The sequence below is a fragment of the Sphingopyxis bauzanensis genome, from assembly GCF_002205675.1.
Taxonomy (GTDB): Bacteria; Pseudomonadota; Alphaproteobacteria; order Sphingomonadales; family Sphingomonadaceae; genus Sphingopyxis; species Sphingopyxis bauzanensis.
On record NZ_NISK01000001.1, the window covers coordinates 1,199,832 to 1,224,747 of the forward strand.

General features: G+C 64.2%; 25 protein-coding genes. 8 read left to right on the top strand and 17 right to left on the bottom strand.

What is annotated here, in order from left to right:
• Positions 1-32: 32 nt before the first annotated feature.
• Both CDQ92_RS05845 and CDQ92_RS05850 read left to right on the top strand, forming a co-directional pair.
• The gene (locus CDQ92_RS05845) at positions 33-1,478 is read left to right on the top strand and encodes a DUF1800 domain-containing protein (RefSeq protein ID WP_229667267.1); all 1,446 of its coding nucleotides are present in this window, start codon (positions 33-35) and stop codon (positions 1,476-1,478) included.
• A 3-nt stretch (positions 1,479-1,481) separates the two neighbouring features.
• The gene (locus tag CDQ92_RS05850; RefSeq protein WP_169714533.1) at positions 1,482-2,603 is read left to right on the top strand and encodes a DUF1501 domain-containing protein; all 1,122 of its coding nucleotides are present in this window, start codon (positions 1,482-1,484) and stop codon (positions 2,601-2,603) included.
• Here CDQ92_RS05850 and xth read toward each other — a convergent pair.
• From xth to CDQ92_RS05885, 7 genes are all read right to left on the bottom strand, one after another.
• Entirely contained in the window at positions 2,600-3,370 is a 771-nt protein-coding gene (gene xth / locus CDQ92_RS05855; RefSeq protein ID WP_088440612.1) for an exodeoxyribonuclease III, read from the bottom strand. The two genes, CDQ92_RS05850 and xth, sit on opposite strands and share 4 nt — an antisense overlap.
• A 120-nt stretch (positions 3,371-3,490) precedes the next feature.
• Positions 3,491-3,832, bottom strand: coding sequence for an iron-sulfur cluster insertion protein ErpA (gene erpA, locus CDQ92_RS05860; RefSeq protein WP_088440364.1), 342 nt, complete (start codon positions 3,830-3,832; stop codon positions 3,491-3,493).
• A 101-nt stretch (positions 3,833-3,933) separates the two neighbouring features.
• Entirely contained in the window at positions 3,934-4,608 is a 675-nt protein-coding gene (locus CDQ92_RS05865) for a M23 family metallopeptidase (protein ID WP_229667266.1), read from the bottom strand.
• Between the two features lie 140 nt (positions 4,609-4,748).
• A complete protein-coding gene (locus CDQ92_RS05870; protein WP_373289622.1) occupies positions 4,749-5,540 on the bottom strand; it encodes a ferritin-like domain-containing protein in 792 nt (263 codons plus the stop codon).
• Between the two features lie 149 nt (positions 5,541-5,689).
• Positions 5,690-6,157, bottom strand: a complete 468-nt coding sequence (locus CDQ92_RS05875) for a peroxiredoxin (RefSeq protein ID WP_088440367.1) — start codon at positions 6,155-6,157, stop codon at positions 5,690-5,692.
• The gene (locus CDQ92_RS05880; protein WP_088440368.1) at positions 6,154-8,859 is read right to left on the bottom strand and encodes a bifunctional [glutamine synthetase] adenylyltransferase/[glutamine synthetase]-adenylyl-L-tyrosine phosphorylase; all 2,706 of its coding nucleotides are present in this window, start codon (positions 8,857-8,859) and stop codon (positions 6,154-6,156) included. The genes CDQ92_RS05875 and CDQ92_RS05880 overlap by 4 nt, the downstream gene beginning before the upstream one ends.
• Positions 8,860-9,003: 144 nt before the next feature.
• On the bottom strand, positions 9,004-9,798 hold the full coding sequence (locus CDQ92_RS05885; RefSeq protein WP_088440369.1) for a response regulator: 795 nt from the start codon (positions 9,796-9,798) through the stop codon (positions 9,004-9,006).
• 197 nt (positions 9,799-9,995) lie between these two features.
• On the opposite strand from CDQ92_RS05885, the gene CDQ92_RS21055 reads away from it, so the two are divergent.
• Positions 9,996-10,166 carry a NepR family anti-sigma factor gene (locus CDQ92_RS21055; protein ID WP_158213764.1) on the top strand — a complete coding sequence of 57 codons (171 nt, stop codon included), beginning with the start codon at positions 9,996-9,998 and terminating at the stop codon, positions 10,164-10,166.
• Positions 10,167-10,168: 2 nt separating this feature from the next.
• On the opposite strand, the gene tgt is transcribed toward CDQ92_RS21055, so the two are convergent.
• The 8 genes from tgt to CDQ92_RS05925 all read right to left on the bottom strand — a co-directional run bounded on the left by tgt (position 10,169) and on the right by CDQ92_RS05925 (position 18,142).
• Positions 10,169-11,293 (bottom strand): tRNA guanosine(34) transglycosylase Tgt, encoded by a 1,125-nt coding sequence (gene tgt / locus CDQ92_RS05890; protein WP_088440370.1) that lies wholly within the window; start codon positions 11,291-11,293, stop codon positions 10,169-10,171.
• A gap of 193 nt (positions 11,294-11,486) precedes the next feature.
• Positions 11,487-11,975 (bottom strand): hemerythrin domain-containing protein, encoded by a 489-nt coding sequence (locus CDQ92_RS05895; RefSeq protein WP_088440371.1) that lies wholly within the window; start codon positions 11,973-11,975, stop codon positions 11,487-11,489.
• 58 nt (positions 11,976-12,033) lie between these two features.
• A complete protein-coding gene (locus tag CDQ92_RS05900; protein ID WP_088440372.1) occupies positions 12,034-14,223 on the bottom strand; it encodes an EAL domain-containing protein in 2,190 nt (729 codons plus the stop codon).
• 252 nt (positions 14,224-14,475) lie between these two features.
• Positions 14,476-15,513: a tRNA preQ1(34) S-adenosylmethionine ribosyltransferase-isomerase QueA gene (gene queA, locus CDQ92_RS05905; RefSeq protein ID WP_088440373.1), complete on the bottom strand. Its 1,038-nt coding sequence runs from the start codon at positions 15,511-15,513 to the stop codon at positions 14,476-14,478.
• A gap of 23 nt (positions 15,514-15,536) precedes the next feature.
• Complete coding sequence (locus CDQ92_RS05910) at positions 15,537-16,346, bottom strand: peptidylprolyl isomerase (RefSeq protein WP_188682320.1); 810 nt, start codon at positions 16,344-16,346, stop codon at positions 15,537-15,539.
• Positions 16,347-16,433: 87 nt separating this feature from the next.
• Positions 16,434-16,940 (bottom strand): pantetheine-phosphate adenylyltransferase, encoded by a 507-nt coding sequence (coaD, locus tag CDQ92_RS05915; RefSeq protein WP_088440374.1) that lies wholly within the window; start codon positions 16,938-16,940, stop codon positions 16,434-16,436.
• Positions 16,940-17,794 carry a polyprenyl synthetase family protein gene (locus CDQ92_RS05920; RefSeq protein WP_373289621.1) on the bottom strand — a complete coding sequence of 285 codons (855 nt, stop codon included), beginning with the start codon at positions 17,792-17,794 and terminating at the stop codon, positions 16,940-16,942. The genes coaD and CDQ92_RS05920 overlap by 1 nt, the downstream gene beginning before the upstream one ends.
• A 72-nt stretch (positions 17,795-17,866) precedes the next feature.
• The gene (locus CDQ92_RS05925; protein ID WP_088440615.1) at positions 17,867-18,142 is read right to left on the bottom strand and encodes an exodeoxyribonuclease VII small subunit; all 276 of its coding nucleotides are present in this window, start codon (positions 18,140-18,142) and stop codon (positions 17,867-17,869) included.
• 131 nt (positions 18,143-18,273) lie between these two features.
• Here CDQ92_RS05925 and CDQ92_RS05930 point away from each other — a divergent pair, with 131 nt between their 5' ends.
• From CDQ92_RS05930 to CDQ92_RS05945, 4 genes are all read left to right on the top strand, one after another.
• Positions 18,274-18,690: a DUF2177 family protein gene (locus CDQ92_RS05930; protein WP_188682318.1), complete on the top strand. Its 417-nt coding sequence runs from the start codon at positions 18,274-18,276 to the stop codon at positions 18,688-18,690.
• Positions 18,691-18,822: 132 nt separating this feature from the next.
• The gene (locus CDQ92_RS05935) at positions 18,823-19,119 is read left to right on the top strand and encodes a hypothetical protein (RefSeq protein ID WP_088440376.1); all 297 of its coding nucleotides are present in this window, start codon (positions 18,823-18,825) and stop codon (positions 19,117-19,119) included.
• A gap of 81 nt (positions 19,120-19,200) precedes the next feature.
• Positions 19,201-21,456, top strand: a complete 2,256-nt coding sequence (purL, locus tag CDQ92_RS05940; protein ID WP_088440377.1) for a phosphoribosylformylglycinamidine synthase subunit PurL — start codon at positions 19,201-19,203, stop codon at positions 21,454-21,456.
• Between the two features lie 44 nt (positions 21,457-21,500).
• On the top strand, positions 21,501-22,238 hold the full coding sequence (locus CDQ92_RS05945; protein WP_088440378.1) for a DUF72 domain-containing protein: 738 nt from the start codon (positions 21,501-21,503) through the stop codon (positions 22,236-22,238).
• A gap of 35 nt (positions 22,239-22,273) precedes the next feature.
• On the opposite strand, the gene CDQ92_RS05950 is transcribed toward CDQ92_RS05945, so the two are convergent.
• Entirely contained in the window at positions 22,274-23,056 is a 783-nt protein-coding gene (locus CDQ92_RS05950; RefSeq protein ID WP_229667264.1) for a ubiquinone biosynthesis protein COQ4, read from the bottom strand.
• A gap of 129 nt (positions 23,057-23,185) precedes the next feature.
• Between CDQ92_RS05950 and CDQ92_RS05955 the strand changes: the two genes are divergently transcribed.
• Positions 23,186-24,439, top strand: a complete 1,254-nt coding sequence (locus CDQ92_RS05955) for a DUF418 domain-containing protein (protein ID WP_088440380.1) — start codon at positions 23,186-23,188, stop codon at positions 24,437-24,439.
• Here CDQ92_RS05955 and CDQ92_RS05960 read toward each other — a convergent pair.
• Entirely contained in the window at positions 24,433-24,837 is a 405-nt protein-coding gene (locus CDQ92_RS05960) for an Hpt domain-containing protein (RefSeq protein ID WP_188682316.1), read from the bottom strand. The two genes, CDQ92_RS05955 and CDQ92_RS05960, sit on opposite strands and share 7 nt — an antisense overlap.
• Positions 24,838-24,916 lie beyond the last annotated feature (79 nt).

The following is a 24,916-nucleotide window of genomic DNA, read 5'->3' on the forward strand; positions in this document are numbered from 1 at the left end:
GCGACAACCGCGGGCCATCGTGTGTTTGGGGCATGAAAGGCTTTGTCATGGCAGTCCAATATCTTGCCGCTAACCGCTTTGGCCTCGGTCGCCGCTTTGACGATCCGGCGATCGGCAATCCCAAAACGTGGCTGAGCCGCCACCTCGCCGACTATGATCCCGCCCCCGCCGCCACAGCGGGGCTTGCCGGGCGCGCCACGATCGCCACTGCCTATGTCGAATATCGCGAAGATCGGCAGGCAATGCGCCGCACGGCGGCCGAAACCCCGATGAGCGAGGAAGAAAAGGGCATGGACCCTGAACTGCGGCGGCTATCGCGGTCGGCGATTCACCGCCATTATGTTGAGGCCACCGCGGCGCGCCTGACCGCAGCGATTGCGACTCCGACCCCTTTCCCCGAACGCCTCGTCCATTTCTGGGCCAATCATTTCGCGGTGTCAGCCGACAAGCAGACGGTGATCGGCTTCGTCGGCAATTATGAGAATGAAGCGATCCGACCGCACATCATGGGCAAGTTTTCCGACCTGCTGATCGCGGCGGTGAAACATCCCGCGATGCTGCTGTATCTCGATCAGGCGCAGAGCTTCGGCCCGGAAAGTCCCTTCGCGACGCGGGTGCGCAACCGCGGCAGCCGTCGGTCACCGGGTCTCAACGAGAATTTGGCGCGCGAGATCTTGGAGCTGCACACGCTAGGGGTGCGGACGGGCTATACTCAGGCCGATGTGACCGCCTTTGCCAAGGCGCTCACCGGTCTGACCGTCGCCGGGCTCGGGCGCGGCGCGGGCCAGCGGCTGATGCCAGCCGATGCCGAACCGGGCGCCACGGTGTTTATCGCGCCGCTGCACGAACCCGGCGCGCAAACCTTGCTGGGCCGACGCTATGACGCCGCCGGGGCGGCGCAGGCCGAGGCGATCCTGCGCGACCTGGCCGTCCATCCCGCGACTGCGCGGCATATCGCGACCAAGCTGGCGCGCCATTTCACTGCCGACGACCCGCCCGGAGCGCTGGTTGATCGGCTCGCTGCTGATTTCCTCAAGACCGGCGGCGACCTGGCGTCGCTCTATCGCGCCCTGATCGCCTCACCCGAACCGTGGGTCGCTGCCCCGACGATGTTCAAGTCGCCGTGGGACTGGACGGTGTCGATGCTGCGCGCGCTGAAAATCTCGGCGCTCGGCGAAAAACAAAATGTTGCGGCGATGTTCACCCAGCTGGGCCAGCCGATCTGGCGCCCCGGATCACCGGCCGGATATGATGACAAGGTTGCGACCTGGGCCGGATCGGCGGGATTGATGCAGCGCGTCGAACTCGCCAGCCGGATCGCGGGGCGGATCGGCGATCGCGTCGATGCGCGCCAGCTTGCGCCACTGGTGCTGGCCGACGCGCTGAGCCCCGAAACCGGCCAGGCAATCGCGCGCGCCGACAGTCCCGGCCAGGGCATCGCGATGCTGTTCGCCAGTCCCACGTTTTTGCGGAGATAGACGATGATCCTTTCGCGCCGTTCGATCATCCTGTCCGGGATTACCTTCGCCGCCGCGGGCACCCTCCCCGGCTTTGTCTATGCCGCGGCGGCCACGCCCAGGCGGCTCGTCTTCATCATCCAGCGCGGCGCCGCCGACGGGCTCGCAACGGTGGCGCCGACGGGTGACCCGGCGTTCGCCGCCGCGCGCCGCACGCTGGCCGACGAGACCGCACGCGGGGCGAAGCTCGACACAATGTTCACGCTGCACCCGGCACTTGCGACGACCGCGGGGCTGTATTCGTGCCAGCAGGCGCATTTCGCCCAGGCCGTCGCCACAGCCTATCGCGACCGGTCGCATTTCGACGGGCAGAATATGCTCGAGGGCGGCGGATCGCGACCCTATGGCCGCAGCGACGGTTGGGTGGGGCGGCTGCTGACCTTGCTTCCCACTGCCGAGCGCGACGCGATCGCCATCGCCCCCGCGGTGCCGCTGGCGCTGCGCGGGCCGGTACAGGTCGGCACCTATGCAGCCAGCCGCCTGCCGCAGGCCGACGGCGACCTGATCGCTCGGCTATCGGTGCTGTATGCCGAAGACCCGCTGCTGCACCCGCTATGGGACAGCGCGGTCAGGACGCAGGAATTGGCGGGCGACATCGGCGGCAACAATGGCCGCAACGGCGCCGATCTCGGCAAGCTCGCCGCGTCGCTAATGCTGCCCGCCGACGGAGCTCGGGTGATGATGGTCGAAACCGGCGGCTGGGATACCCACAGCGGCCAGCGCGGACGGCTGAACGCGCAGCTGCGCGGGCTCGACCAGCTGATCGGCGCGCTCCAGTCTGGGCTCGGCCCAGCGTGGAACGACACGCTGGTGATCGTCGCCACCGAATTCGGCCGCACCGTCGAAGTCAACGGCACCGGCGGCACCGACCATGGCACCGCATCGACCGCGATGCTGCTGGGCGGGAATTTGGCGCTCGGCGGCAAGGTGTCGGCAGACTGGCCCGGGCTGACCCCGGCCGGACGGCTCGATGGCCGCGACCTCAGGCCGACGCGGTCATTGGAAAGCGTGATCGCCGCGGCGGTCGCGCATCATTATGCGCTCGACCCGAAACGGGTGATGACGACGCTGTATCCCGACGATTAAGCGAGCACCGCCCAGGTCGGGGCATGGTCGCTGGCCTTTTCTCGCCCGCGATGGTCCTTGTCGACCCCGGCGTCGACCAACCGGTCGGCGAGCGCCGGGCTGAGCAGCAGGTGGTCGATGCGAAAGCCATGGTCGCGTTGCCAGCCGCCGGCCTGATAGTCCCAAAAGGTCCAGACCTGGCCGCCGGGACGGCGGCTGCGCAGCGCGTCAGTCCAGCCGTCGCCGAGCAGGCGGAACCACCCATCGCGCGATTCGGGCTGCATCAGCGCGTCGGTCGCCATAACGCGCGCATCCCACACATCGTCGTCGTGCGGGATGACGTTGTAATCGCCGGTCAGGATCGTCGGGATTTCAGAGGCGAGGAGGAATTTCGCGCGCTCGCGCAGCCGCGCCATCCAGCGTAGCTTGTAATCGAATTTGGGACCGGGCTGCGGGTTGCCGTTGGGCAGGTAGATCGAAGCGACGCGGACCCCGTCAACATCGGCCTCCAGATAGCGCGACTGCTCGTCCTCATCCTCGCCCGCGAGGCCGCGCTGCGTCTCGACCGGCTGGGTGCCTTTGGCGAGAATCGCGACGCCGTTGAAGCCCTTTTGGCCATGATAGAGAAAGCCATAACCCGCCGCCTCGATCTCCGTGGTCGGCATGGTTTCGTCGCTCGATTTCAGTTCCTGCAAACAGGCGACGTCGGGCTGGGTTTCCTCGAGCCATTCGATCAGGCGCGGCAGGCGGGCCTTGATCCCGTTGATATTGAAGGTCGCGATTTTCAGGGCCACAGGCGGATATCTCTTTCCGTTCGCCCTGAGCTTGTCGAAGGGCTGTTCTTTCCTACTGCGTAAAAGAAGGACGGTGCTTCGACAAGCTCAGCACGAACGGAAATGGGTGTCGGCCTAAATCGAGAAACTGGACCCGCAACCGCAGCCCGAGGCTGCGTTGGGGTTTTCGACCTTGAACGACGATCCGCCCAGCGAATCGACAAAATCGACGATGCAGCCGCGGACCAGATCGATGCTCACCGGATCGACGACCAGCTTTACCCCGTCGGTTTCGGTGACGATGTCATCGGCATCAATGCCTTCGGCCAAGCCAAAACGATAGGTGAAGCCCGAACAGCCACCGCCATCGACGGCAAGGCGCAGCGCCGCTTGCGCTTCGCCCTTGCGGTCTGCGATCCAGCGGACGCGCGCCGCGGCGGCGGGCGACAGGGTGATATCGGAAAGCTGCGTGGCCATAAACGCTAGATAGGCGCTTTATACCAAATGAAAAGGGCGCCGCGACGGTTACCCCGCCTGACGCCCCTCCTCTCCGACCCAGGAAAGCTCGTCATTATTTCTTATTCGGGACCGCCCATCGCGACATTCTTGCCGGTGATCGCGGCGATTGCCATTTGATCCGACCGCACGAACGGCATTGGATTGACCGGCGCGCCTTCGATGCGGACTTCGTAATGGAGGTGGTTACCGGTCGAACGGCCCGTCGAACCGACATAGCCGAGCACATCGCCCTTTTTGACCGACTGGCCGGAGACGACGACATAAGACGACATATGGCCGTAGCGCGTCTGGATCGCGTTGCCATGTTCGACTTCGACATAATTGCCATAGCCGCCAAGGCGCTGGGCGCGGCCGACGATGCCGTCGGCGGTCGCGTAAATCGGGGTGCCGTGCGGCGCGGGAATGTCGATGCCGTTGTGGCGCGCGACCTTGCCGGTGACGGGGTGGACGCGCATGCCATAGGAGGACGACAGCGACATCTGGTCGATCGGGCGGCGTGACGGAACCGCGACGCCGATCGAGGCGGTCAGGCCGGTGTCGAGACGCTTCCATGCCTGGAAAATTGCGCGGGCTTCGCTGTCTTCGCCGACCGAGGGAACGCCAGCAGTGAAGCCGTCGTCATCGGGTTCATCGGGAGCGATAATTCCAGCGTCAGCGCTGGTTTCAGCCGCGTGGACAGCCGGAGTGGCCGTTGCGAAACATGCTGCGGCGCAGACGATTGCGACTTGATGCAACTTCTGCGTCAGAAGAGAGTTTATCAAAATACGACCCCGCGTGTGCCATGTCGCCAAAGTCATAAGAAGGCTTTGGCGCCGGTGTTTGTTGGTTTGGATGATTGCTCATCCCCCGCGAAGCCTGTGTGCTGCCCCAATGGTTAAGACGCAATAACGGCATAGTATTCTTGCGTTAAACCGGCGTCGTGGCGCGCTGAGTCGTTGAACGGAGCCTTCAACGGCCCGCGAAACCGCGCTTTTACGAGCGCGTGCCACGTTTCAACGGCGTTGAATCCCCGTTCGTCGCACATCCAGCCAAACCACACTGTGCCCGCGCGCACATGGCGGATTTCATCGTTGAAAATCCGCGATAAAATCTTCGCCGACGCCTCGTCACCGGCGCCCTGAAAGCGATCGATCGTCGGCGGGGTGACGTCGAGCCCGCGCGCTTCGAGTACCATTGGCACGATCGCGAGGCGCGCCAGCACGTCGTCTGCGGTGATCTGCGCCGCTTCCCACAATCCGGCATGCGCGGGCAATGCACCATAATGGCTGCCCAGCGCGCGCAGGCGGCGGTCGAGCAGCGCAAAATGCATCGCTTCGTCGGCGGCCACACCGATCCAGTCATCGACAAATTCACGCGGGAATTGGTCGCCGAACCGGCCGATCAGATCGACCGCGAGGTCGATCGCGACAAATTCGATATGGGCGAGCGCGTGGAGCAGGGCGATGCGGCCGCGTTCGGAGCCGCCCTTGCCGCGCCGCGGCATCCGGCCGGGTTCGAGCAGTTCGGGTGCGGCGGGCCATGCTGGCTGATCGGGCATTGGGGTATCGCAGCGATGGTCGAGCCGCCCCTGCCGCCACGCGCGCGCCAGACTGCGCGCCGCGCGGCGCTTGTCGTGCGGGTCCGGCGTCAGCAGGACCGCGCGCGCGGCTTCGCCCAGGCTCTGCATTGTCATATTGCCGTTCGTCCTGAGGAGGAGCTAAGCCTTGGCGAAGACCCATCTCGAAGGACATCAGCACTGCATCGGCGTCCTTGGAAACGCCATTTCGACAAGCTCAATGGCTCCTCAGGACAAACGGATTGGAACGGCACCATATCCTAGAGCGCCTTCGCGGCCTCCAGCACTGCTTCTGCGTGACCTTTGACCCGCACCTTGCGCCACTCTTTCGCCAGCTTGCCGTCGGCACCGAACAGGAAGGTCGAGCGTTCGATCCCCATATAGCTGCGGCCATAATTCTGTTTTTCGACCCAGGTGCCGAAGGCCTCGCACACGGCGCCGTCTTCATCGGACGCAAGGCGGACGGTCAGGCCATATTTGTCGCGGAACTTGCACAGCTTTGTCGGCGCATCGCGCGATACCGCGAGCACTTGCGCATAGAGATGCGCGAATTCCGGGGCGAGGCGCGTGAAATCCTGCGCTTCAACCGTGCAGCCCGGCGTATCGGCCTTGGGATAGAAATAAACGACTAGCGGCGCGCCTTTCATCGCCGCGAGATCGATCGTCGCCCCGTCGGCGTCGAGAAGTTTCACCGCGGGAATGGCATCGCCCAGTTTCAGACCGCTCATTTTTCATTCTCCTGCTGCGAGCGAATCGACGCCCACCAGTCGGCAATCTCCTGCCGCGCCGCATCATGCGCGGCAAGCAGTTGCGGCCAGCGGGGTTCGCCGCATTGGCTGGCGACGAGTTGGCGCGCCGCCGCCGTCGCGGGTTCTCCGTCGGGCGCGGTCAGCCGCAGCATGACCAGCATTCGCGCGAGCAGGCCGTGCGCTTCGCACACGCCGTCGGGCGCCAGCCCCGCCGCTTTCAGACAGGCGAGCGCCGCGGCAATATTGGGGTCGTGGCAATGGCCGGTGGCCAGCTGGGTCACCTGCATCGCAAATTCCAGATCGACGAGCCCGCCAGGGCCGCCCTTGATGTCGAGCACGCCCTGCGGCGCTTTGTGCGCCGCGATCCTGTCGCGCATTTCGGCGGCATCGGCGGCGAGCTTTGCCCGATCACGCGGGGTCGCGAGCAGTTCGGCGATGATCCGCTCGACCTCGTCGCGCGCGTTGTCCGATCCGTAGACCGGCCGCGCGCGGAGCAGCGCCATATGCTCCCACGTCCACGCCTCCTCGCGCTGATAACGTTCAAAGCTGTCGAGGGTGACGACGAGCGGTCCCTGCGCGCCTTGCGGCCGCAGCCGCGTATCGACATCGTACAGCTTGCCCGCCGCGGTCGGTACCGACATCGCCGCGGTCACCCGCTGGGCAAGGCGGTTGTAATAGGTCGTTGCGCCGAGCGGCCGCGGTCCGTCAGATTCGGCGAGATGGTCGCCGGTGAACAGATAGATGAGGTCGAGGTCCGACGCGTGGGTCAGCGCCCTGCCCCCGAGCCGCCCGAGCGCAAGCACAACCAGCTCGCTGTCGGAAATGCGGCCGTGGGCGGCGACAAATTCGGCGACGGTGGCATCGGCCAGGACACACAGCGCTGCCTCCGCGAGCTCGGAATAGCCAAGCGCGATCGCTAGCGGATCGGTCGCCCCGGCCACCAGCTGAACGCCATAGGCAAAGCGCCGTTCGCCGACAAGATCGCGCACCCGGTCGAGTAGCCGTTCATATTCGAGCGTCGCCAGCCCCGGCGCCCATTCCTGCAGCAGCTGCGTCTTGTCTGCAGGCGCGTCGAAGGCACGGCTGTCGATCAACCCCTCGATCAGCTGCGCCCGCACCCCGAGCGCGTCGGCGAGCGTCGGCGCGAGCGCCAGGACGCGCGTCGCGATGCGCGCCAAGGCTGGTTGCGCCGCGAGCAGGTGGAAGAAGTTGATCGCGCTCGGTAGCCCCGCGACGAGCTTGTCGAAGCGCGTCAGCGTCGCGTCGGGATCAGGCGCCGCGCCCAATGCCTTGATCAATTCGGGTAGCATCGTCTCGAGCGCGTCGAGCGCCGCGGGGCTGCGCAGCGCGCGCAATTTGCCGCCGCGCCACTCGGCGATTGTGCGCAAAGCGGCATCCGGCGGATCGAACCCCGCCGCCAGCAGCGCCGCGGCCAGACTGTCATCGTCGCGCGGCAAGCCGGTGGTAACCGCGCGTTCGGCAACCAGCCGGTCGTAGCAGGCGCCGACATCGGCGGTGACGGGTTCGAGCACCGCGAGCAGCGCCGCGCCATCGGCCTTGCCGTCGAGCCGCGCAACACCGTCGAGCGCGGCGGGCTGGGTCGGCAGGCAATGCGTCTGCTGGTCCTCGACCATCTGCAAGCGATGTTCGATCCGGCGCAGCGTCGCGTAATGGCCCGACAGACGCGTCGCGACCTCGGGCTCGACCCGACCCGCCGCAGCGAGTGCCGCCAGCGCATCGACCGTCGCGGGTACACGCAGCGAGGGATCGCGCCCGCCATAGATCAGCTGGTGGACCTGCGCGAAAAATTCGATTTCGCGGATGCCGCCGCGTCCGCGTTTCAGATCATAACCCGGCCCGAACGCCTGCCCCTGCGCGAAATGGTCGCGGATCCGATCGCTCATCGCGCCGATTTCCTTGAGCTGGCGGAAATCGAGGCTGCGGCGCCAGATGAACGGCTGGATCGCTGCGAGAAATTGTTCGCCGAGCGCGCGGTCACCCGCCGATGCGCGGCTGCGGATAAACGCCGCCTGTTCCCAAGCCAGGGCTTCGGATTCATAATAGGAGATGGCCGCATCGACCGGCAGGACAATCGGGGTGACCTCGGGATGCGGGCGCAGGCGCAGGTCGACGCGCAGCACATGGCCATCACCGGTGCGCGCCGACAATATTTCGGTCATGCGCCGCGCGATTCGCACCGCCGCCTCGGTCGGGTCGTCGCGCGAGCGGCGCGGCAGCGTGTCGGGATCGAAGATCAGAATGGGGTCGATGTCGGACGAATAGTTGAGCTCGTGGCTGCCGAGCTTGCCGAGCGCGATCACCGACAGCCCGCGCGGTTCCTCGTCGGGGGTACGTTCGGCAAAGGCTGCGGCAAGCGCGGCGTCGCACGCCTGATCGGCAAAATCGGACAGCAGCCGGGTGGTGGTCGCGACATCATGCTCGCCCGACAGGTCGCCGAGCGCGAGCAGCAGCGCGATGCGGCCGCGCCACTGGCGCAGCGCGCGCATGATATCGTCGTCTTCTGGCGGCGCAGACACGCCCGCCAGTGCGGCGAAAATACCATCGGTCAGGAAGCGCGTAACGTCATCCGGGTTGAGTTCGGCGAGCCGCGCCAGAAACGGTGCGTTGGCGGTCAGGCGGTTGAGTGCCGACTGGCGGTTCGAAGCGTCGCGGATGGTCATCGAACGCCGCTATCGCCCGCCCCCAATGAGGTAGCAACCCCCACTCCGTCATCGGAGCGAAGCGAAGCAATCCAGAGCGGTCTACGCGCACTCTGGATTGCTTCGCTTCGCTCGCAATGACGATTTTGTTCGACTCGACCAACCTTATGCCGGAACCGTGCTCTCGTCGAAGAACAGCACCTGCGAAATCGCCGCGCGCAGCGTCGCGGGCTGATACGGCTTGGTGAGCAGGAACGCCGGTTCGGGGCGATCGCCGGTGAGCAGCCGTTCAGGGAACGCGGTGATGAAGATCACCGGCACACTGAGGCCGGTCAGGATTTCCTGCACCGCCTCGATCCCCGAGCTGTTGTCGGCGAGCTGGATGTCGGCGAGCACCAATCCCGGCTGATGCTTCTGCGCCTCGGCCACCGCTTCGCGATGGGTGGTGGCGACTGCGACGACGTCGTGCCCCAGGTCGCGGACGATCATTTCGATATCCATCGCGATGATCGGCTCGTCCTCGATGATCAGGATGCGCGCGCGGGTCTGGCGGTCGATTTCGTCGGTCGCCTCGGCGATCAGCGTTTTCACTTCGTCGGTACCGCGGCCGATGATACGACCGGTGTCCTCGGCATTGAAGCCCTCGACCGCAGTCAGCAACAGCGCCTGCCGCGCCAGCGAAGGAATGCGGCGCAGGCGCGCGTCGGCGATCGCTATGTCGGTCAGGTCGGCGGCAGCGCCCGCCGCAGTGCCATTTGCCATCAGCCCAAAATTGTCATGGACCATCCGGTACAGCTGGACGCGCAGGTCGTTTCCGGTATCGACCGCAGCGGGATCTGCGACCAATGTTTCGAGCAAACGCGCGACCAGCGCGTCGCCGTTCTGCTGGCTTCCCGAAATCGCCCGACCATAACGTCGCAAATATGGAAGATGCGGGGCGATCGCCTGACCCAATGACATAATTTTCCCTCCTGATGCGGGTCTTAACCCGCCGAAAACCCAGCAAACACGGCTCACAGCCGCGCCCACCGACATAATTTCACCCCATGGGAACGATTTAGCCGCAAATTAGTTTCATGGGGAAGAACAAACGCGCCATTGCGGTTTGATAGATGCGCGGTTAGCAACAGGCCCCATGTTAAGCGGATGCCCCGATAATGTCGCCTAAAACCGGTTCGCCCAGCGGCGAGACTTCGGGGAAGGATACGACGAGAAAAACCCCAGCCAAGACGCAGGACGTCAATGGCGCGCTGCGGCGCGCCTATGAATCCACCGTGGACGAGACGATTCCCCAGTCGCTGCTGGATCTTTTGAGCAAGCTCGACTGACGTCAGCGCTGGTAGCGCGCTTCAAAACCACGCTGAAAAGCCGCGAACGTCCCTGCTCCGATGGCATCGCGCATGGCCTGCATCAGCGCCTGATAGAAGTGCAGATTATGCTGCGTCATCAACATCGCGCCGAGCATCTCGCCCGATCGGACGAGGTGATGCAGATAGGCGCGCGACCAGGTCGTACAGACCGGGCAATCGCATGACACATCGAGCGGCGCCTGATCCTCGGCAAACTTTGCGTTGCGAATGTTGATCGGCCCGTCCCAGGTAAAGGCCTGCCCATTGCGCCCCGACCGCGTCGGCAACACGCAATCGAACATATCGACCCCCCGCGCGACCGCGCCAACCAGGTCGTCGGGCTTGCCGACGCCCATCAGATAGCGCGGGCGGTCGGCGGGAAGCTGGGCGGGTGCATAGTCGAGCACGCCGAACATCGCCGCCTGCCCCTCACCCACCGCGAGGCCGCCGATCGCATAGCCGTCGAAACCAATGTCGATCAGCGCCGCCGCCGATCGCGCGCGCAGCTTTTCGTCGAGCGAGCCCTGTTGGATCCCGAACAAGGCCGACCGCGCCGCATGTTCTCCGCCCGCGTCAAACCCCGCGCGGCTGCGCGCCGCCCAGCGCATTGAACGCTCCATGCTCGCCTCGGCGCGCTTGGCATCGACGCCGTTCGGCGGGCATTCGTCGAATGCCATCACGATGTCGCTGCCGAGCAGGCGCTGGATTTCCATCGACCGTTCGGGGGTCAGCATATGCTTCGAACCATCGAGGTGGCTCTTGAACGCGACACCCTCTTCGCTCTGTTTGGTCAGCGCCGACAGGCTCATCACCTGATAGCCGCCGCTGTCGGTCAGGATCGGCCGGTCCCAGCCCATGAAATTGTGCAGGCCGCCGAGCCGCGCCATGCGTTCGGCGGTCGGGCGCAGCATGAGATGATAAGTGTTGCCGAGGATAATATCGGCGCCGGTCGCGCGCACCTCGGCAGGGCGCATCGCCTTCACCGTCGCCGCCGTGCCGACGGGCATGAAGGCGGGAGTGCGGATTTCGCCGCGCTGCATGGCAATTGTGCCGGTGCGCGCGGCGCCGTCGGTCGCGGCAATCGAAAAGGTGAATCTGTCGGTCATCGGGCGCGCCTATGGCGGCGGGGTGAGCAAAAGTCGAGGTATCGACGATCCTCCCTGTCGCGAAGCCATGGGGAAGTGGCAGTCCGCAGGACTGACGGAGAGGCCATGGCGCTACCGTCGCCGCCCCTCCACCATCCGCTTCGCGGGCGGTCCCTCTCCCTATGGCTTCGCCACAGGGAGCAATTAAAACCCACTATTCCTTATCGTCTTCACTCGAAGGCTCGTCAGCTGCTGCTTTGACCTTTTCCTTCGGTTTTTCCTTTTCAAAGATCGCCAACAGCTCCTTCTTCTTCGCCTCGGACAATCCTTCTTCGGCCTCGGGGAACATCTCTTCTTCCTCCTCCTCGATATGGTGGAGGTAGCGATCTTTCATCGTGCGAAAGCGGGTCAACCAGCCGGTCGAGGCGAAATCCATCTCGTAAAGCTCGGTGAGCAGGTCGTCGATTTCCTTATGCTCGGAAACGCTGTGCTGCGCGTCGTCGCGCAGGTCAGGCTTACCGAGCATTGTCGCATAGAGCGACATTTCCTCCGACGCAGCGTGCGCGGTCACCTCGATGCGAAACGCCTCGAACAGCTTTTCGCGCTCGGGGCTGTCGCCCTTCGTTTCGTCGATCTGGGTGAGCAGTTTGCGGTGGCGGTCGTGATCGGCTTTCAGCCGCGCAAAGATCTTCGTTTCAACCATGTTCGTCTCCTGCTTGGGAGCAGAACGGACAATCGCGAAGACGGTTCCCCGCCGCCGGTCAGGCGGCCTTCCAGTCGCTCGTCGTCGTAAACATCGGCAGCGCCATCGCGGCGGTCGATTGCGTCGCCGCGGCGATCAGATAGGGCGACACGCGGTGCCGCGTACACAGCCCGCCATTGCCATCGCTGACCATCGTTTGTTCGAATTCGACCCCCTGTTGGTGCTTCATCGACCGGCGGACGGTGGCGGTGACGAGCTGCCCCTCACCGAAATCGATGACAAATTGGGTGCCGGGCGGGACATTCAAAATGCCCTCGATAAAGGCGCCGGTCGACGACAGGTTGCGAATGACGACATTATAGCGATGATTGTCGTGGATCGCCCCGACAGTACGGAACAGCGAGAAACGATCGTTGCGCTGGCGCGCCGGTCCGGCCGGCTTGATTATCCACGAGCCCGCCTCGGCATGTTCGAGCAGCTCGGTATGCCGCACTGGCTTGCTATAAACATAGCCTTGGACATGGCTGACGTTGAGCTTGCGGATGAGTTCGAGCTGGTCGAGCGATTCGATCCCCTCGGCGGTTGTTTCCATCTCCAGCGCCTCGGCGAGCGCGACGATCGCCGCGATGATCGCCCCGTTGCGTGACCCCGGCACCGTCGCGTCGCGCACAAAACTCTGGTCGATCTTGATCTTGTCGAACGGCGCGGTCTGCAAATAGCTGAGCGACGAATAGCCGGTGCCGAAATCGTCGAGTGCAAGACGGACGCCGAGCGCATTGAGCGCCTTGAACATTTTGGCTGTGTCAGCCGAATCGCCCAGGAACACGCTTTCGGTGATTTCGAGCTCAAGCCGGTCGGGCGCCAGCCCCGTTGTCGCAAGCGCGCTGGCGACAATCTTCGGTAAATCCTCGTTGGCAAACTGGATCGGCGACACATTGACCGCGACACGCGTCTCGCCGGGCCAATTGACCGCATCCTCACACGCCTTGCGCAGCACCCATTCGCCGAGCGGCCAGATCAGATTGGCTTCCTCGGCGATCGGGATGAAGACGCCCGGCGAAATTACGCCGCGATCGGGATGCGTCCAGCGCACGAGCGCCTCGACTCCGGTCACCATATTCGACTTGGCGTTGACGACGGGCTGGTATCGTAGCTCCATTTCGCCGCGGGCGAGCGCGTCGCGCAAATCGTCTTCGAGCGCGCGGCGAATTTCCGCGGCCTGGTGCAGGTCGCTCGAATAGAAGCTGAACCGGCCGCGCCCGTTGCCCTTTGCTGCATACAGCGCGAGATCGGCGTTGCGGACCAGATCGTCGCTGGTCAGCCCGTCGAAGGGTGCAATTGCAACCCCGACCGAGGCGCCGATAATACAGCGGCTACCTTCGACCGAATAGGGTTGCGATAGGCTGGCGATAATGTCGGCCGCCATGTCGCCGAGCTTGCCGCGGTCATCAACGTCGGGAAGGATGATCTGGAATTCATCACCGCCGAGGCGGCTGACTATCTCCTTGTCGCCGACAATCTTGAGCAGCCGCTGGGCAACCTGCTTGAGCAGCGCGTCGCCTGCCGGATGCCCGAGCGTGTCGTTGACCTGTTTGAAGCGGTCGAGATCGAGCAGCATGATCGCACACACACGCTGCTGCTGGGCAAAGGCGGCGAGCGTTGTGTCCAACTTTTTCGAGATGTTGAAGCGATTGGCGAGCCCGGTCAGCGAATCATAGAGCGCGAGGCGCGAAGCATCCTCGGCCGATCGCCGCTGCGCGGTAACGTCGGTGCCGCTGCCGCGAAAGCCGGTGAATTTGCCGCTACCGTCGAACTGCGGCCGCCCGGAAATCGCCCACCAGCGATCGTCGCCCTCGAACGCGCTACGCAGTGGCAGCTCGTCGAACTTCGATAGTTTGGTCAGTAGGAACGGCAAGGTGCGCTGGCGTTCGCCATGGCTGTCAACGGGCAGGAACAGCTCGGTAAAGCTGGTACCAAGCAATTGGCCGCTGGTCCGCCCCATCAGCCGCGCGACCGAAGCGGTGATATAGGTCAGCCGCCCCCTGCCATCGGTCGACCAGAACCAGCCCTGTCCGCTCTCCTCGTAATTCTGGAGCAGCAGCAACGCTTCGCGGGTGTGCAAGGTTGACGCGACGTCGCCGCGCGGTTTGCCGATGCGCGATCCGATCAGGCCGAAAAAACCCCGCTGACCCTCATCGACACCATCACCCCCCCGGTCGCCGGATTCGATCCGCGATGACAGTTCCATTAAATCAAACTCTTGCTGGTCCCCACACTGACCATTGTTATGGGCGCAAGGGATTGCGATTATGTAAATAGACGGCTCGCTACACCAACGTCACGATGCCAAACCGGGCGGTCGCTAAGGCGTCTTCAGCGCTCCGGGTCGATGGACAAGCGTACAGTTACTTCGGATATCCCAGCCAGTCACCGGCATCGTCCCCGCCAAGATCATCATCGCGATTCAGTCGAGGATAGGTGGCTGGCGGAGACAGCACGCCTACACAGCGCGTACAGGCAGCAGCAGACTTGCATCGCCATAGCTGTAAAAGCGGTAATCGTTCGCGATCGCATGGGCGTAAGCCGCCTGCATCGTCTCCAGCCCCATCAGCGCGCTGACCAGCATGAACAGCGTCGAGCGCGGCAAGTGGAAGTTGGTCATCAGCCCGTCGATCGCCTTGAACCGGTAACCGGGGGTGATGAAGATCGCGGTGTCGTCCACGAACGCGGCGATCGTGCCGTCGTCCTGCGCCGCGCTTTCGAGCAGGCGCAGACTGGTGGTGCCGACCGCGATGATCCGCCCGCCCGCAGCACGTACCGCGTTCAGCCGCGCCGCGGTGTCGGCCTCGATTCGCCCCCATTCGGCGTGCATTACATGATCTTCGGTATCATCGGCCTTGACCGGCAGGAAGGTACCGGCGCCGACGTGCAGCGTCAGCGTTTCGGTCGCGATTCCCATCGCGGCGAGTGCAGCGAGCAGACCCGGCGTGAAGTGCAATGCCGCCGTGGGTGCGGCCACGGCGCCGTCTTTCGCGGCGAACATCGTTTGGTAATCGGACCGGTCCTCCTCGTCGGTGGCGCGCTTGCCCGCGATATAGGGCGGCAGCGGCATCGTTCCCGCGCGTTCGAGGAGGACTTCAACCGGCTCGTCGCCCGCGAACGCGAGGATGAAGCTGCCGTCGGGAAGCCGCTCCTCGGCTAGCGCGGATACCTCCGACCCGAAATCAACTGTCTCGCCGACGCGCAGCCGCTTGGCGTTGCGGACGAAGGCCTGCCAGCGGCGTAAGTCGATGCGCTTGTGCAGCGTCGCGCCGATCTTCGCGTCACCCCTCCTCCCCTCCAATTGCGCCGGGATCACGCGCGTGTCGTTGAATACCAGGCAGTCGCCGGGGTGCAGCCAGGCGGGCAGGTCGCCGACTCCGGCATCGACGATCCTGTCGCCATCGACCACGAGCATTCGCGCCGCATCGCGCGGCCGCGCCGGGCGTAGCGCGATCCGTTCGTTCGGCAGGTCAAAATCGAAGGCGTCGACGCGCATGGATCCTCGCGCCGATGGTCGGCTTAACGGATCGGCGCGTTGAGCTGGTCGGCGGTGATTTCGGCGACGGGCGCCGGAGCGGGAACCGCTTCGACCAGTGCCGACGTCGGCGGCATCGGTTTGTTGTCGGCCGCGACCGACACCTGAACCATGCGCGACATCACCGCGGGCGGCTCGCCCTTCTGGATCGCATCGACATATTGCATGCCCGACACGACCCGGCCGAAGGCGGTGTAGCGGTTGTCGAGCGCGAAGCGCGGCTGGAGCATGATGAAGAACTGGCTGTTGGCGCTGTCTTCGCTTTCCGCGCGCGCCATCGACAGCGTGCCGCGCAGATGCGGGGTGACGTTGAATTCGGCCTTGAGGTCAGGCAGCTGCGACCCGCCCTGCCCGGTCGCGCTTGGATCGCCGGTCTGCGCCATGAAGCCATCGATCACGCGGTGGAACTTGATCCCGTCATAAAACCCGGCGCGCGCCAGCAGTTTCAGCCGCTCGACATGGTTCGGCGCGACATTTGGATAGAGCTGGATCACCACCCGGCCACCGGTCGAAAGGTCGAGGTTGAGCATATATTCGGGGTTATTCACGTACTGGTCCGGCGTCATCGTCGGCACCACCGCGGTGGCCGCGGTGGCGGGAGCAGCCTCGGTCGCCGCAGGCGCTTCCGCCGCGGGTGGGGTTTCGACCGGCGGCGCGGGCATTTCCATTGGCGGCGCGGGCTGCGCCGTTTCGGGCATCGGGTTCGGCGCGGGCGGCGCCTCCTGTGCAACGGCCGAAGCCGCGAGACCGAATGCCATCGCCGTAAGAATCATGGGGCGGAAAGAAAATTTCATGCTGGATCGGCCTCTGTCAGAAAATCGGATTTTGCGCCCCGACTGGCGCGCCCTAGCGGGAAAAAGCTGAACGCTCAATGATCGGTATCAGCGCTCGCCCTGTAGGAGCCCGCGCTCGGCGATACGCGCCACGACGGCATCGCGCACCGAAGGCGTCACGAATTTATGGATGTCGCCGCCAAAGATCGCGATTTCCTTGACCAGCCGCGACGCGATGGGTTGCAGGCCGACATCCGCCATCAGGAACACCGTCTCGATCCGGTCGTTCAATTGCTGGTTCATCCCCGCCATCTGATATTCATATTCGAAGTCGGCGACGGCGCGCAGCCCGCGGACGATCATCCCAGCGCCCTCGCGTTCGGCAAAATCCATCAGCAGCGAGTTGAAGCCGACGACGCGAATATCGCCGCCCAGCCCCGCGACTTCGCTGTGGACCATCTCGATTCGCTCATCATCGTCGAATAAAGGCGATTTGGTGATGTTGGTGGTCACCCCGATCACCAGCCGATCGACCAGTTTCGCGCCGCGGCGGATGATGTCCATATGCCCCAGCGTGATCGGGTCAAAGGTTCCGGGATATACCCCAATACGCATCAACGATCCCTTTCCACCACATAGCGGGCGATAGCGCGCAGCAGCGTCGCCTCGTCGCCAAAGCTCGCCAGATGCCCGATCGCCTGGTCGACCAAAGCGGTGGCCTGCCCGCGCGCGCGTTCGAGCCCCATCAGCGTCACGAAGGTGCCCTTGCCCGCGGCTTCATCCTTGTGCAGCGCCTTGCCCGCCAGCACCTCGTCACCCTCGACATCCATGATGTCGTCGGCGATCTGGAACGCGAGCCCGATGTCGCGCGCATAGGCGCGCAGCGCGGTCCGCCCCTCGGGCGGGATGCGCGCCAGGATCGCCCCGGCCTCGACCGAAAAGGCGATCAGCGCGCCGGTCTTGAGCTGCTGCAGCCGCGTCACCGTCGGCAGGTCGAAATTCGCCGTCTCGGCGGCGAGGTCCATCATCTGGCCGCCCGCCATGCCCGCAGGGCCCGCGGCGCGCGCCAGTTCACAGCAGAGTTCGCCGCGCACAAACGGATCGCTGCTCGTCGCCGGATCGCAGAGCCATTCGAACGCCAGCGCGTGGAGCGAATCGCCCGCGAGCACGGCGGTAGCCTCGTCGAATGCCTTGTGCACCGTCGGCTTGCCGCGGCGCAGATCGTCATCGTCCATGCAAGGCAAATCGTCGTGAATCAGCGAATAGACATGCATCGCCTCGACCGCCGCACCGACGCGCAGGCTGAGGCCGCGATCGACATGGAAAAGATCGCCCGCGGCGCGGACGAGCAGCGGACGCAGCCGCTTGCCGCCCGCGATCGCGGCGTGGCGCATTGCTTCGTACAGCGGGGCGCGCGGGTCTTTGGGGACTGGCAGCAGCTGGTCGAACAGCGCGTCGATGTCCGCCATCACCTCGGCCTGGGTACTCAGCAGCAACCGCGTTCCACTCGAAATATCTTCGCTCGCCGACGCCATGACCGCTCAGCTTTCGCCGAAGGGAGTGGTTCCCGCCGGTCGCCCATCGGCGCCCAGGCTCACTTGCTCGATCCGCGCCTGCGCCGCGGCGAGCCGCGCCTCGCAGTGCCCACGCAGCGCATGGCCGCGTTCATAGAGCGCCACCGATTCCTCCAGGCTGACATCGCCGCTTTCGAGCCGACGGACGATCGTTTCGAGCTCGCCCATCGCCGCCTCGAATGAAAGCGCGGTGATGGCAGGATCGGGGGCGGGCGCGGCAGCGGTTTCGAGGGTGTCCGTCATCGCCATGCTTTGGCCCTTTCGCCCCCCCATGGTCAAGTGCGGTCAAACTTGACGTCATACTGTGTGCGCCTAGGCTGGTGTCATGCCTTCGGCCCCGACAATCTTCGGACGGTCGCCATGAAAGTCCCGCCATGACCCTGCAAGCCGTCGCCGCCTACTTCGCCACCGCCATCATCTTCGGCATCCTCGACGCGATCTGGCTCCGCACGATGCTGCTCAAAGTCTATCGTCCCGAAATCGGCGCGCTGCTGATGGACGGCTGGCGCCCTACCCCGGCGCTGATCTTCTACGCGCTCTACATGCTCGGCATCCAGATTTTCGCCGTCGCGCCCGCGCTGGCGGCGGGCAAATGGCAGGTCGCGGCGCAGTGGGGGGCGATGTTCGGCTTTTTCTGTTACATGACCTATGACCTGACCAACCATGCGACGATGAGGGTCTGGTCGACCAAAGTCACATTGCTCGATATCGCTTGGGGGACGTTGGCGACAGGCTTTGCCGCGGGCGCCGCGACGTGGCTCGTACTGACGCTGCTGCCGCGCCCCGCGTAACCCCCAGTCACTTTCGACAATCACGATTCCGCTTTTTGCAATTGCTGTGCAGCGCGCGGCCAATCATGCTGCACTGCACAAGAGAGAGGGGCGTAAAGGCAAGTTTTGTTCTGATAAACAAGGACTTGCACCATGAAAAATATCATTCTCCCCGTTTTGGCAATGTTCGCCGCTGCTCCCACCATCGCCCAAGCCGAAGAGAGCGCAACGCAGAGATTCGAGCATAAGGGCAGCAGCTACAGCTATACGGTGACGCAGGTCGGCGACGTCCGCGTCATCAGTGGCGTCGAGGAACGCACCGGCAAACCCTTCACCTTGCGCGTCGGCCAGCACCGCGTCCGCGGGACCGTCGGATCGCAGCAGGTCAGCTTTCCGCTGCGCGACGTCGAGCCGCTCGCCAAGCCCGCGACCACCCTCGCCTCGCGCTGACCCCGTCCGACCGCAGACCCCGTGGTGCTTTTCGCATCATGGGGTCTGTTCGTTTTGCGCCTACATCGCTAAAGGCGCGCCATGACTCAGACCGCAACCGCGCCCGCCTCCGTCATCACGCCTCAGGTCGTCGCCGACCATGGCTTGTCCCCCGAGGAATATGAGCGCGTCCTGCACGCGATCGGGCGCGAGCCGAACCTGGTCGAACTCGGCATTTTCTCGGTCATGTGGTCCGAGCATTGCAGCTACAAAAGCTCGCGCCTGCACCTCAAGAAACTGCCGACCGAAGCGCCGTGGGTGATCTGCGGCCCCGGCGAAAATGCGGGCGTCATCGACATCGGCGAAGGCGCAAGCGGCAAGAAGCTCGCCGCGATCTTCAAGATGGAGAGCCACAACCACCCATCGTACATCGAACCCTATCAGGGCGCGGCGACCGGGGTCGGCGGCATCCTGCGCGACGTTTTCACCATGGGGGCGCGCCCGGTCGCGAACCTCAATGCGCTGCGCTTCGGCCGCCCCGACCACCCGAAAATGAAGCATCTCATCTCGGGCGTCGTCCACGGCATCGGCGGTTACGGCAATTGCGTCGGCGTCCCCACGGTCGGCGGCGAGGTCAATTTCCACAAGGCGTACGACGGCAATATCCTGGTCAACGCGATGACCGTCGGCGTCGCGGAGCAGGACAAGATCTTTTATTCGGCGGCGAGCGGCGTTGGCAATCCGATCGTCTATGTCGGCTCCAAGACCGGCCGCGACGGCATCCACGGCGCGACGATGGCGTCGGCCGACTTCGGCGAGGACGCCGAGGAAAAGCGCCCGACAGTGCAGGTCGGCGATCCCTTCACCGAAAAATTGCTGATAGAGGCGTGTCTTGAACTGATGGCATCCGACGCGATCGTCGCGATCCAGGACATGGGCGCCGCGGGCCTCACTTCGTCGTCGGTCGAAATGGCGTCGAAGGGCGGCGTCGGCCTCCACCTCAGGATGGATGACGTGCCGCAGCGCGAAACGGGCATGACAGCATATGAGATGATGCTGTCCGAATCGCAGGAACGCATGCTGATGGTGTTGAAGCCCGGCCGCGAAGATTTCGCCGCCGCGATCTTCCACAAATGGGAACTCGACTTTGCGGTCATCGGCACCGTCACCGACACCGGCCGCATGGTGCTCGAACATCATGGCGAGATTGTCTGCGATATCCCTCTCGCGCCGCTCGCCGACGACGCGCCGCTCTACGACCGCCCGCATGTGCCGACCCCCAAGCAGGCGCCACTGACGAACGTCCCCGAGACAAAGGACGTCGCCGCCGACCTTAAGACCTTGATGGGCACCCCCGATATCGCCAGCCGCCGCTGGATCTGGGAGCAATATGACAGCCAGGTCGGCGCTGACACGGTGCAGACCGGCGGCGACGCCGCACTCGTTCGCATCCACGGCACCAACCGCGCGCTCGCGATGTCGACCGACTGCACCCCGCGCTATTGCTACGCCGACCCCGTCGAGGGCGGCAAGCAGGCGGTAGCCGAAACTTGGCGCAACATCACCGCGGTCGGCGCGACGCCGCTCGCGATCACCAACTGCCTCAACTTCGCCAACCCGCAGCGCCCCGAAATCATGGGCCAGATCGTCGGCTGCCTCGACGGCATGGCACAGGCGTGCCGGGCGCTCGACTATCCGATCGTCTCGGGCAACGTCAGCCTGTACAACGAGTCCAAGGCAACCGGCGGCGGCAGCGCGATCCTGCCGACCCCTGCGATCGGCGGCGTCGGCGTGATCGAGGACCTGAACAAGGCCGTCGGCATCGGCTTCAAGCGCACCGGCGACATCGTCCTCGCGGTCGGCGAACGCGCCGGGCATCTCGGCCAATCAATCTGGCTGCGCGAAATCCACGGCCGCGAGGAAGGCCCGCCGCCCGAGGTCAACCTGCGCTGCGAAAAGCGCACCGGCGATTTCATCCGCCATGCGATCAACGCGGGCTGGATCACCGCCTGCCACGACGTGTCCGACGGCGGCATCGCGGTAACCCTCGCCGAGATGGCGCTCAAATCGGACATCGGTGTGCTGGTCAGCGAAGAACAGCCGTTCGGGGTCGCCGAAAGCTTCTTCGGCGAGGATCAGGGGCTTTATCTGGTGACCGTCTGCGACACCTGCCTCGCCGACTTCCTCGACGCTGCGGGCCGGGCCGACGTGGCTGTCGATCCGATCGGACGCACGATCAAGGACCGGATCGTCTTCGAGCTGCCCGATAGCGACCATGAGGTGACCCTCGCGGAACTGCGAGAGGCGCATGAGGGATTCTTCCCGACGCTCATGGGGGCCGACGCGGCGCTGGCCTAATTCGTCATTGCGATGCGTAATTTGGCACTGGAGGTGACAATCCGATGAGCATCCATATCGGCATCGGCGGCTGGACCTTCGAACCATGGCGCGGGACTTTCTATCCGCCCAAGCATCTGCAAAAGCGCGAGCTCGAATATGCAGGCCAGCATCTGACCGGCATCGAGATCAACGGCACCTATTATGGCAGCCAGAAGCCCGAGAGCTTCGCGAATTGGGCGGCGTCGGTCCCCGACGGTTTCAAGTTCAGCGTCAAGGCGTCACGCTTCACGACCAACCGCAAGCTGCTGGCCGACGGCGCCGGGTCGATCGAGAAGTTCCTGACGCAAGGACTCACCCGCCTGGGCGACCGGCTCGGCCCGATCCACTGGCAGTTCATGGCGACAAAGAAGTTCGACCGCGACGATTTCGCAAGATTTCTCGATTTGCTTCCCGACACGCAGGACGGCCTGAAGCTGCGCCACGCGATCGAGGTGCGGCACGAAAGCTTCCGCGATCAGGCATTTATCGAAATGCTGCGCGAGCGCAACATGGCGATCGTTTACGCCGATAGCGACGAATTTCCCTGCATCGACGAACAGACCGCCGACTTCACTTATGCGCGGCTCCAGCGGTCGCAGGAGGACGTCGAAACGGGCTATGACGACAAGACGCTCGACCATTGGGGCGATCAAGCCCGCGATTGGGCGAAAGGCGACCGCGACGTCTTCATCTTCTTCATATCGGGCGCGAAGGTTCGCAACCCGGCTGCGGCGCAGGCGCTGATCGCGAAGCTAAGATAGATCCTCCCTGTCGCGCAGTATGGGGAGGATTTCGTTCAGGCCGCCACCGCCTGCTGCGACGCCAGGAAGTTATACGGATCGATCCCGCGGCTGCGGTAGGCGCGGTGCGCTTCGTGATACAGCGTCGGTTCGCCAATCCCCAGCCGCGCGCGCGCGGTATCTAGCGGCTCGGCGAGCAGCGCGCGGATGTCCTGTTCGATGATCGCCTTCGCCGCCTTGCCATGGCGCTGACCCTGACGGATCGCGCCGAACACCGGGGCATCGGCTTTCACGCCGCGCTTCACTTCATAACCGCCGGCATAGGCGATAAAGAAATTGCCGTAATTGCCGGTCTGGCCATAAGTGAAGCCCAGCACGCATTGTTCACCAAGCGCGTCGCGGCCATAGCCGGTTAGGATATGAAACAGGTCGTGCGTGTCGCGCAGGCGATTGGCATACCATTGGACCTGATCGTCGAATTTGGGGCGGCCCATTTTTTCGGCTTCGGCGACAAGTCCCGCGGCCGACAGGCCCTCGCGGCGCATGAAGGTGACATAGGCGTGTCCCACGGTTCCTTCGGGCAGCGCATCGATCCAGCTATGATCGTCGAGCAGGTCGGGCAGATAGGGTTCGCTTGCCATCAACTGGCGGCCCTTGTCGCTTTCGACGAAGGCGCGAGCATCATCCATGAACCCCTTGCGCGGCAGGCTTTCAAAGATGTGGAACACCTGTTCGGTGTCTTCCTTGTCCTTGATGAGCTTGCGAAAATGCGACAGCGCCTTGAATGGGCGAAAAGTCGGCATTTTGCGGTCGGGGTGGGAGAAAAGGTTCGGGGTCATGGCTGCTCTCGTGCGAATCTGGAGATAATCGTGAGATAGCACTACTGACATAGATGTCAATAGTGTGTTAATCGCTGGACCAACGCGATGCTCAACTGTTATAATGTCATAATACAGTGGGGGCGACACATGACCGACGACAACGGCAACAGAACCGAACGGCTGATCACCCTCGACGCCATGCGCGGCTTTGCCGTGATGGGAATCTTGGCGATGAACATCATTGCATTTGCAATGCCAGAGATGGCTTATGTGTCGCCGCGCGCCTATGGCGGCGAAACGGCGTCCGACATCGCGGCCTGGGCGTTCGGTTTCATCCTGTTCGACGGCAAGATGCGCGGGCTCTTCTCAATCCTGTTTGGGGCCAGCATGCTTTTGATCATCGACCGCGCCGAAGCCGCGGGACAAGAGCCGCGATCGATCCATTATCGCCGCATGGCGTGGCTCGCCATATTCGGCCTGTGCCATTATTATTTCATCTGGTGGGGTGACATCCTGTTTCTCTACGCCACGGTTGGCTGCGTTGCCTTTCGCTTCCGCAAGTGGGAGGCGCGGCGACTGATCAAATGGGCGCTCGGCCTGTTCACGCTCGGCGTCGTTTTGACGTCGCTGTTCTTCGGTGCCCAGCTGGCGGTCGCCAGCGCCGCCGACGATCCGGCATCTCCGATGGCCGAGGCAGGTCAGAGCGTGCGCGAAGAATATGCCAAGATCGATGGCGAGGTTACCGCCGAATTGGCGCTGTTTCGCGGCCCCTATCTGCCAATCCTCGATGAGCGGCTGGACAATGCCGTCAATCCGCTGGTCATGGTGGTGATGTCGTTTCTGGAAACGCTGCCGCTGATGCTGCTCGGCATGGCGCTGTTCCGCAATGGCTTCCTGACCGGAACCTGGAGCACCCATGACTATCGGCGGATCGCGCTGCGCTGGCTGCCGCCGGGGATGGCGTTGACCGCCGTGGTCGGCTGGCTCCAATGGCGCGCCGATTTCGACTATATCGTCGCGGTCAACGCCTTCCTGGCCTGGGCGGCACCGGGCCGACTGATGATGACGATCGCTTATGCCGCCTTGCTGGTGCTGGCGATCCGCCGCGCCGTGGGCAGCGCGCTGATCGCGCGCGTCGCGGCGGCAGGACGGGCGGCCTTTTCCAACTATCTGGGGACCAGCATCGTGATGACGACGGTCTTTTACGGCTATGGGCTGGGGCTGTTCGGCGATGTCGGTCGCTGGACGCTCTACCTGATGTGCCTGGCCATGTGGGCATTCATGCTGCTGTGGTCAAAGCTCTGGCTCGACCGCTTTCGCTACGGACCGCTCGAATGGTTGTGGCGCAGCCTCGCGCGCGGCGCGGTTCAGCCGATGCTGAAAGCGCCGTCCGCTCAGTAACCGACCGCGCGGCCGAACCCGGCCGGGCGGCGCTGGACCAGCGGATTGGCTTCGCGCTCGAGCGCACCCAGCGTTTCCTCGAACAACTGCCGCAGTTCGACGACGCGCGGCAGATATTCTTCGGGGCTGATCTGGCTTTCGACGCAGTGGCGCGCGAACATTTCGATGTCTTCGGCGACCGCACCGAGTTTTTCACCGCCGAACTGGCGCGCTTCGCTTTTCAGCGTGTGCGCGGGCATGACGAGGCCGCGCGCATCGCGGGCGCGCATCGCCTCTTCGATCGCCGCCACTGACTTGGTGCCGTCTTCGCGAAAATAGCCCAAGATCCGCACAAACGCGGCGCCCAGCTGGGTGCGCGTGGCACGGAATTCATCCCAGTCGACCAAGATTTCGTCCAATTTAGTGTCCCTTGGTGTGCAAAGTCGGTCGTGGTCCCGCCCGACACTTGCCCAAATTGAGTAAAAAAGACGTTACGAC

Coding starts and splice junctions, on each gene's coding strand:
- CDQ92_RS05895 (WP_088440371.1), bottom strand. CDS start 11,975: ATGGTTGAAACGAAGATCTTTGCGCGGCTGAAAGCCGATCACGACCGC.
- CDQ92_RS05945 (WP_088440378.1), top strand. CDS start 21,501: ATGAGCATCCATATCGGCATCGGCGGCTGGACCTTCGAACCATGGCGC.
- erpA (WP_088440364.1), bottom strand. CDS start 3,832: ATGGCCACGCAGCTTTCCGATATCACCCTGTCGCCCGCCGCCGCGGCG.
- CDQ92_RS21055 (WP_158213764.1), top strand. CDS start 9,996: ATGTCGCCTAAAACCGGTTCGCCCAGCGGCGAGACTTCGGGGAAGGAT.
- CDQ92_RS05925 (WP_088440615.1), bottom strand. CDS start 18,142: ATGACGGACACCCTCGAAACCGCTGCCGCGCCCGCCCCCGATCCTGCC.
- queA (WP_088440373.1), bottom strand. CDS start 15,513: ATGCGCGTCGACGCCTTCGATTTTGACCTGCCGAACGAACGGATCGCG.
- CDQ92_RS05935 (WP_088440376.1), top strand. CDS start 18,823: ATGAAAAATATCATTCTCCCCGTTTTGGCAATGTTCGCCGCTGCTCCC.
- CDQ92_RS05900 (WP_088440372.1), bottom strand. CDS start 14,223: ATGGAACTGTCATCGCGGATCGAATCCGGCGACCGGGGGGGTGATGGT.
- CDQ92_RS05920 (WP_373289621.1), bottom strand. CDS start 17,794: ATGGCGGACATCGACGCGCTGTTCGACCAGCTGCTGCCAGTCCCCAAA.
- CDQ92_RS05875 (WP_088440367.1), bottom strand. CDS start 6,157: ATGAGCGGTCTGAAACTGGGCGATGCCATTCCCGCGGTGAAACTTCTC.
- CDQ92_RS05910 (WP_188682320.1), bottom strand. CDS start 16,346: ATGAAATTTTCTTTCCGCCCCATGATTCTTACGGCGATGGCATTCGGT.
- CDQ92_RS05870 (WP_373289622.1), bottom strand. CDS start 5,540: ATGCAGAGCCTGGGCGAAGCCGCGCGCGCGGTCCTGCTGACGCCGGAC.
- coaD (WP_088440374.1), bottom strand. CDS start 16,940: ATGCGTATTGGGGTATATCCCGGAACCTTTGACCCGATCACGCTGGGG.
- tgt (WP_088440370.1), bottom strand. CDS start 11,293: ATGACCGACAGATTCACCTTTTCGATTGCCGCGACCGACGGCGCCGCG.
- CDQ92_RS05955 (WP_088440380.1), top strand. CDS start 23,186: ATGACCGACGACAACGGCAACAGAACCGAACGGCTGATCACCCTCGAC.
- CDQ92_RS05930 (WP_188682318.1), top strand. CDS start 18,274: ATGACCCTGCAAGCCGTCGCCGCCTACTTCGCCACCGCCATCATCTTC.
- CDQ92_RS05850 (WP_169714533.1), top strand. CDS start 1,482: ATGATCCTTTCGCGCCGTTCGATCATCCTGTCCGGGATTACCTTCGCC.
- purL (WP_088440377.1), top strand. CDS start 19,201: ATGACTCAGACCGCAACCGCGCCCGCCTCCGTCATCACGCCTCAGGTC.
- CDQ92_RS05845 (WP_229667267.1), top strand. CDS start 33: ATGAAAGGCTTTGTCATGGCAGTCCAATATCTTGCCGCTAACCGCTTT.
- CDQ92_RS05885 (WP_088440369.1), bottom strand. CDS start 9,798: ATGTCATTGGGTCAGGCGATCGCCCCGCATCTTCCATATTTGCGACGT.
- CDQ92_RS05880 (WP_088440368.1), bottom strand. CDS start 8,859: ATGACCATCCGCGACGCTTCGAACCGCCAGTCGGCACTCAACCGCCTG.
- CDQ92_RS05950 (WP_229667264.1), bottom strand. CDS start 23,056: ATGACCCCGAACCTTTTCTCCCACCCCGACCGCAAAATGCCGACTTTT.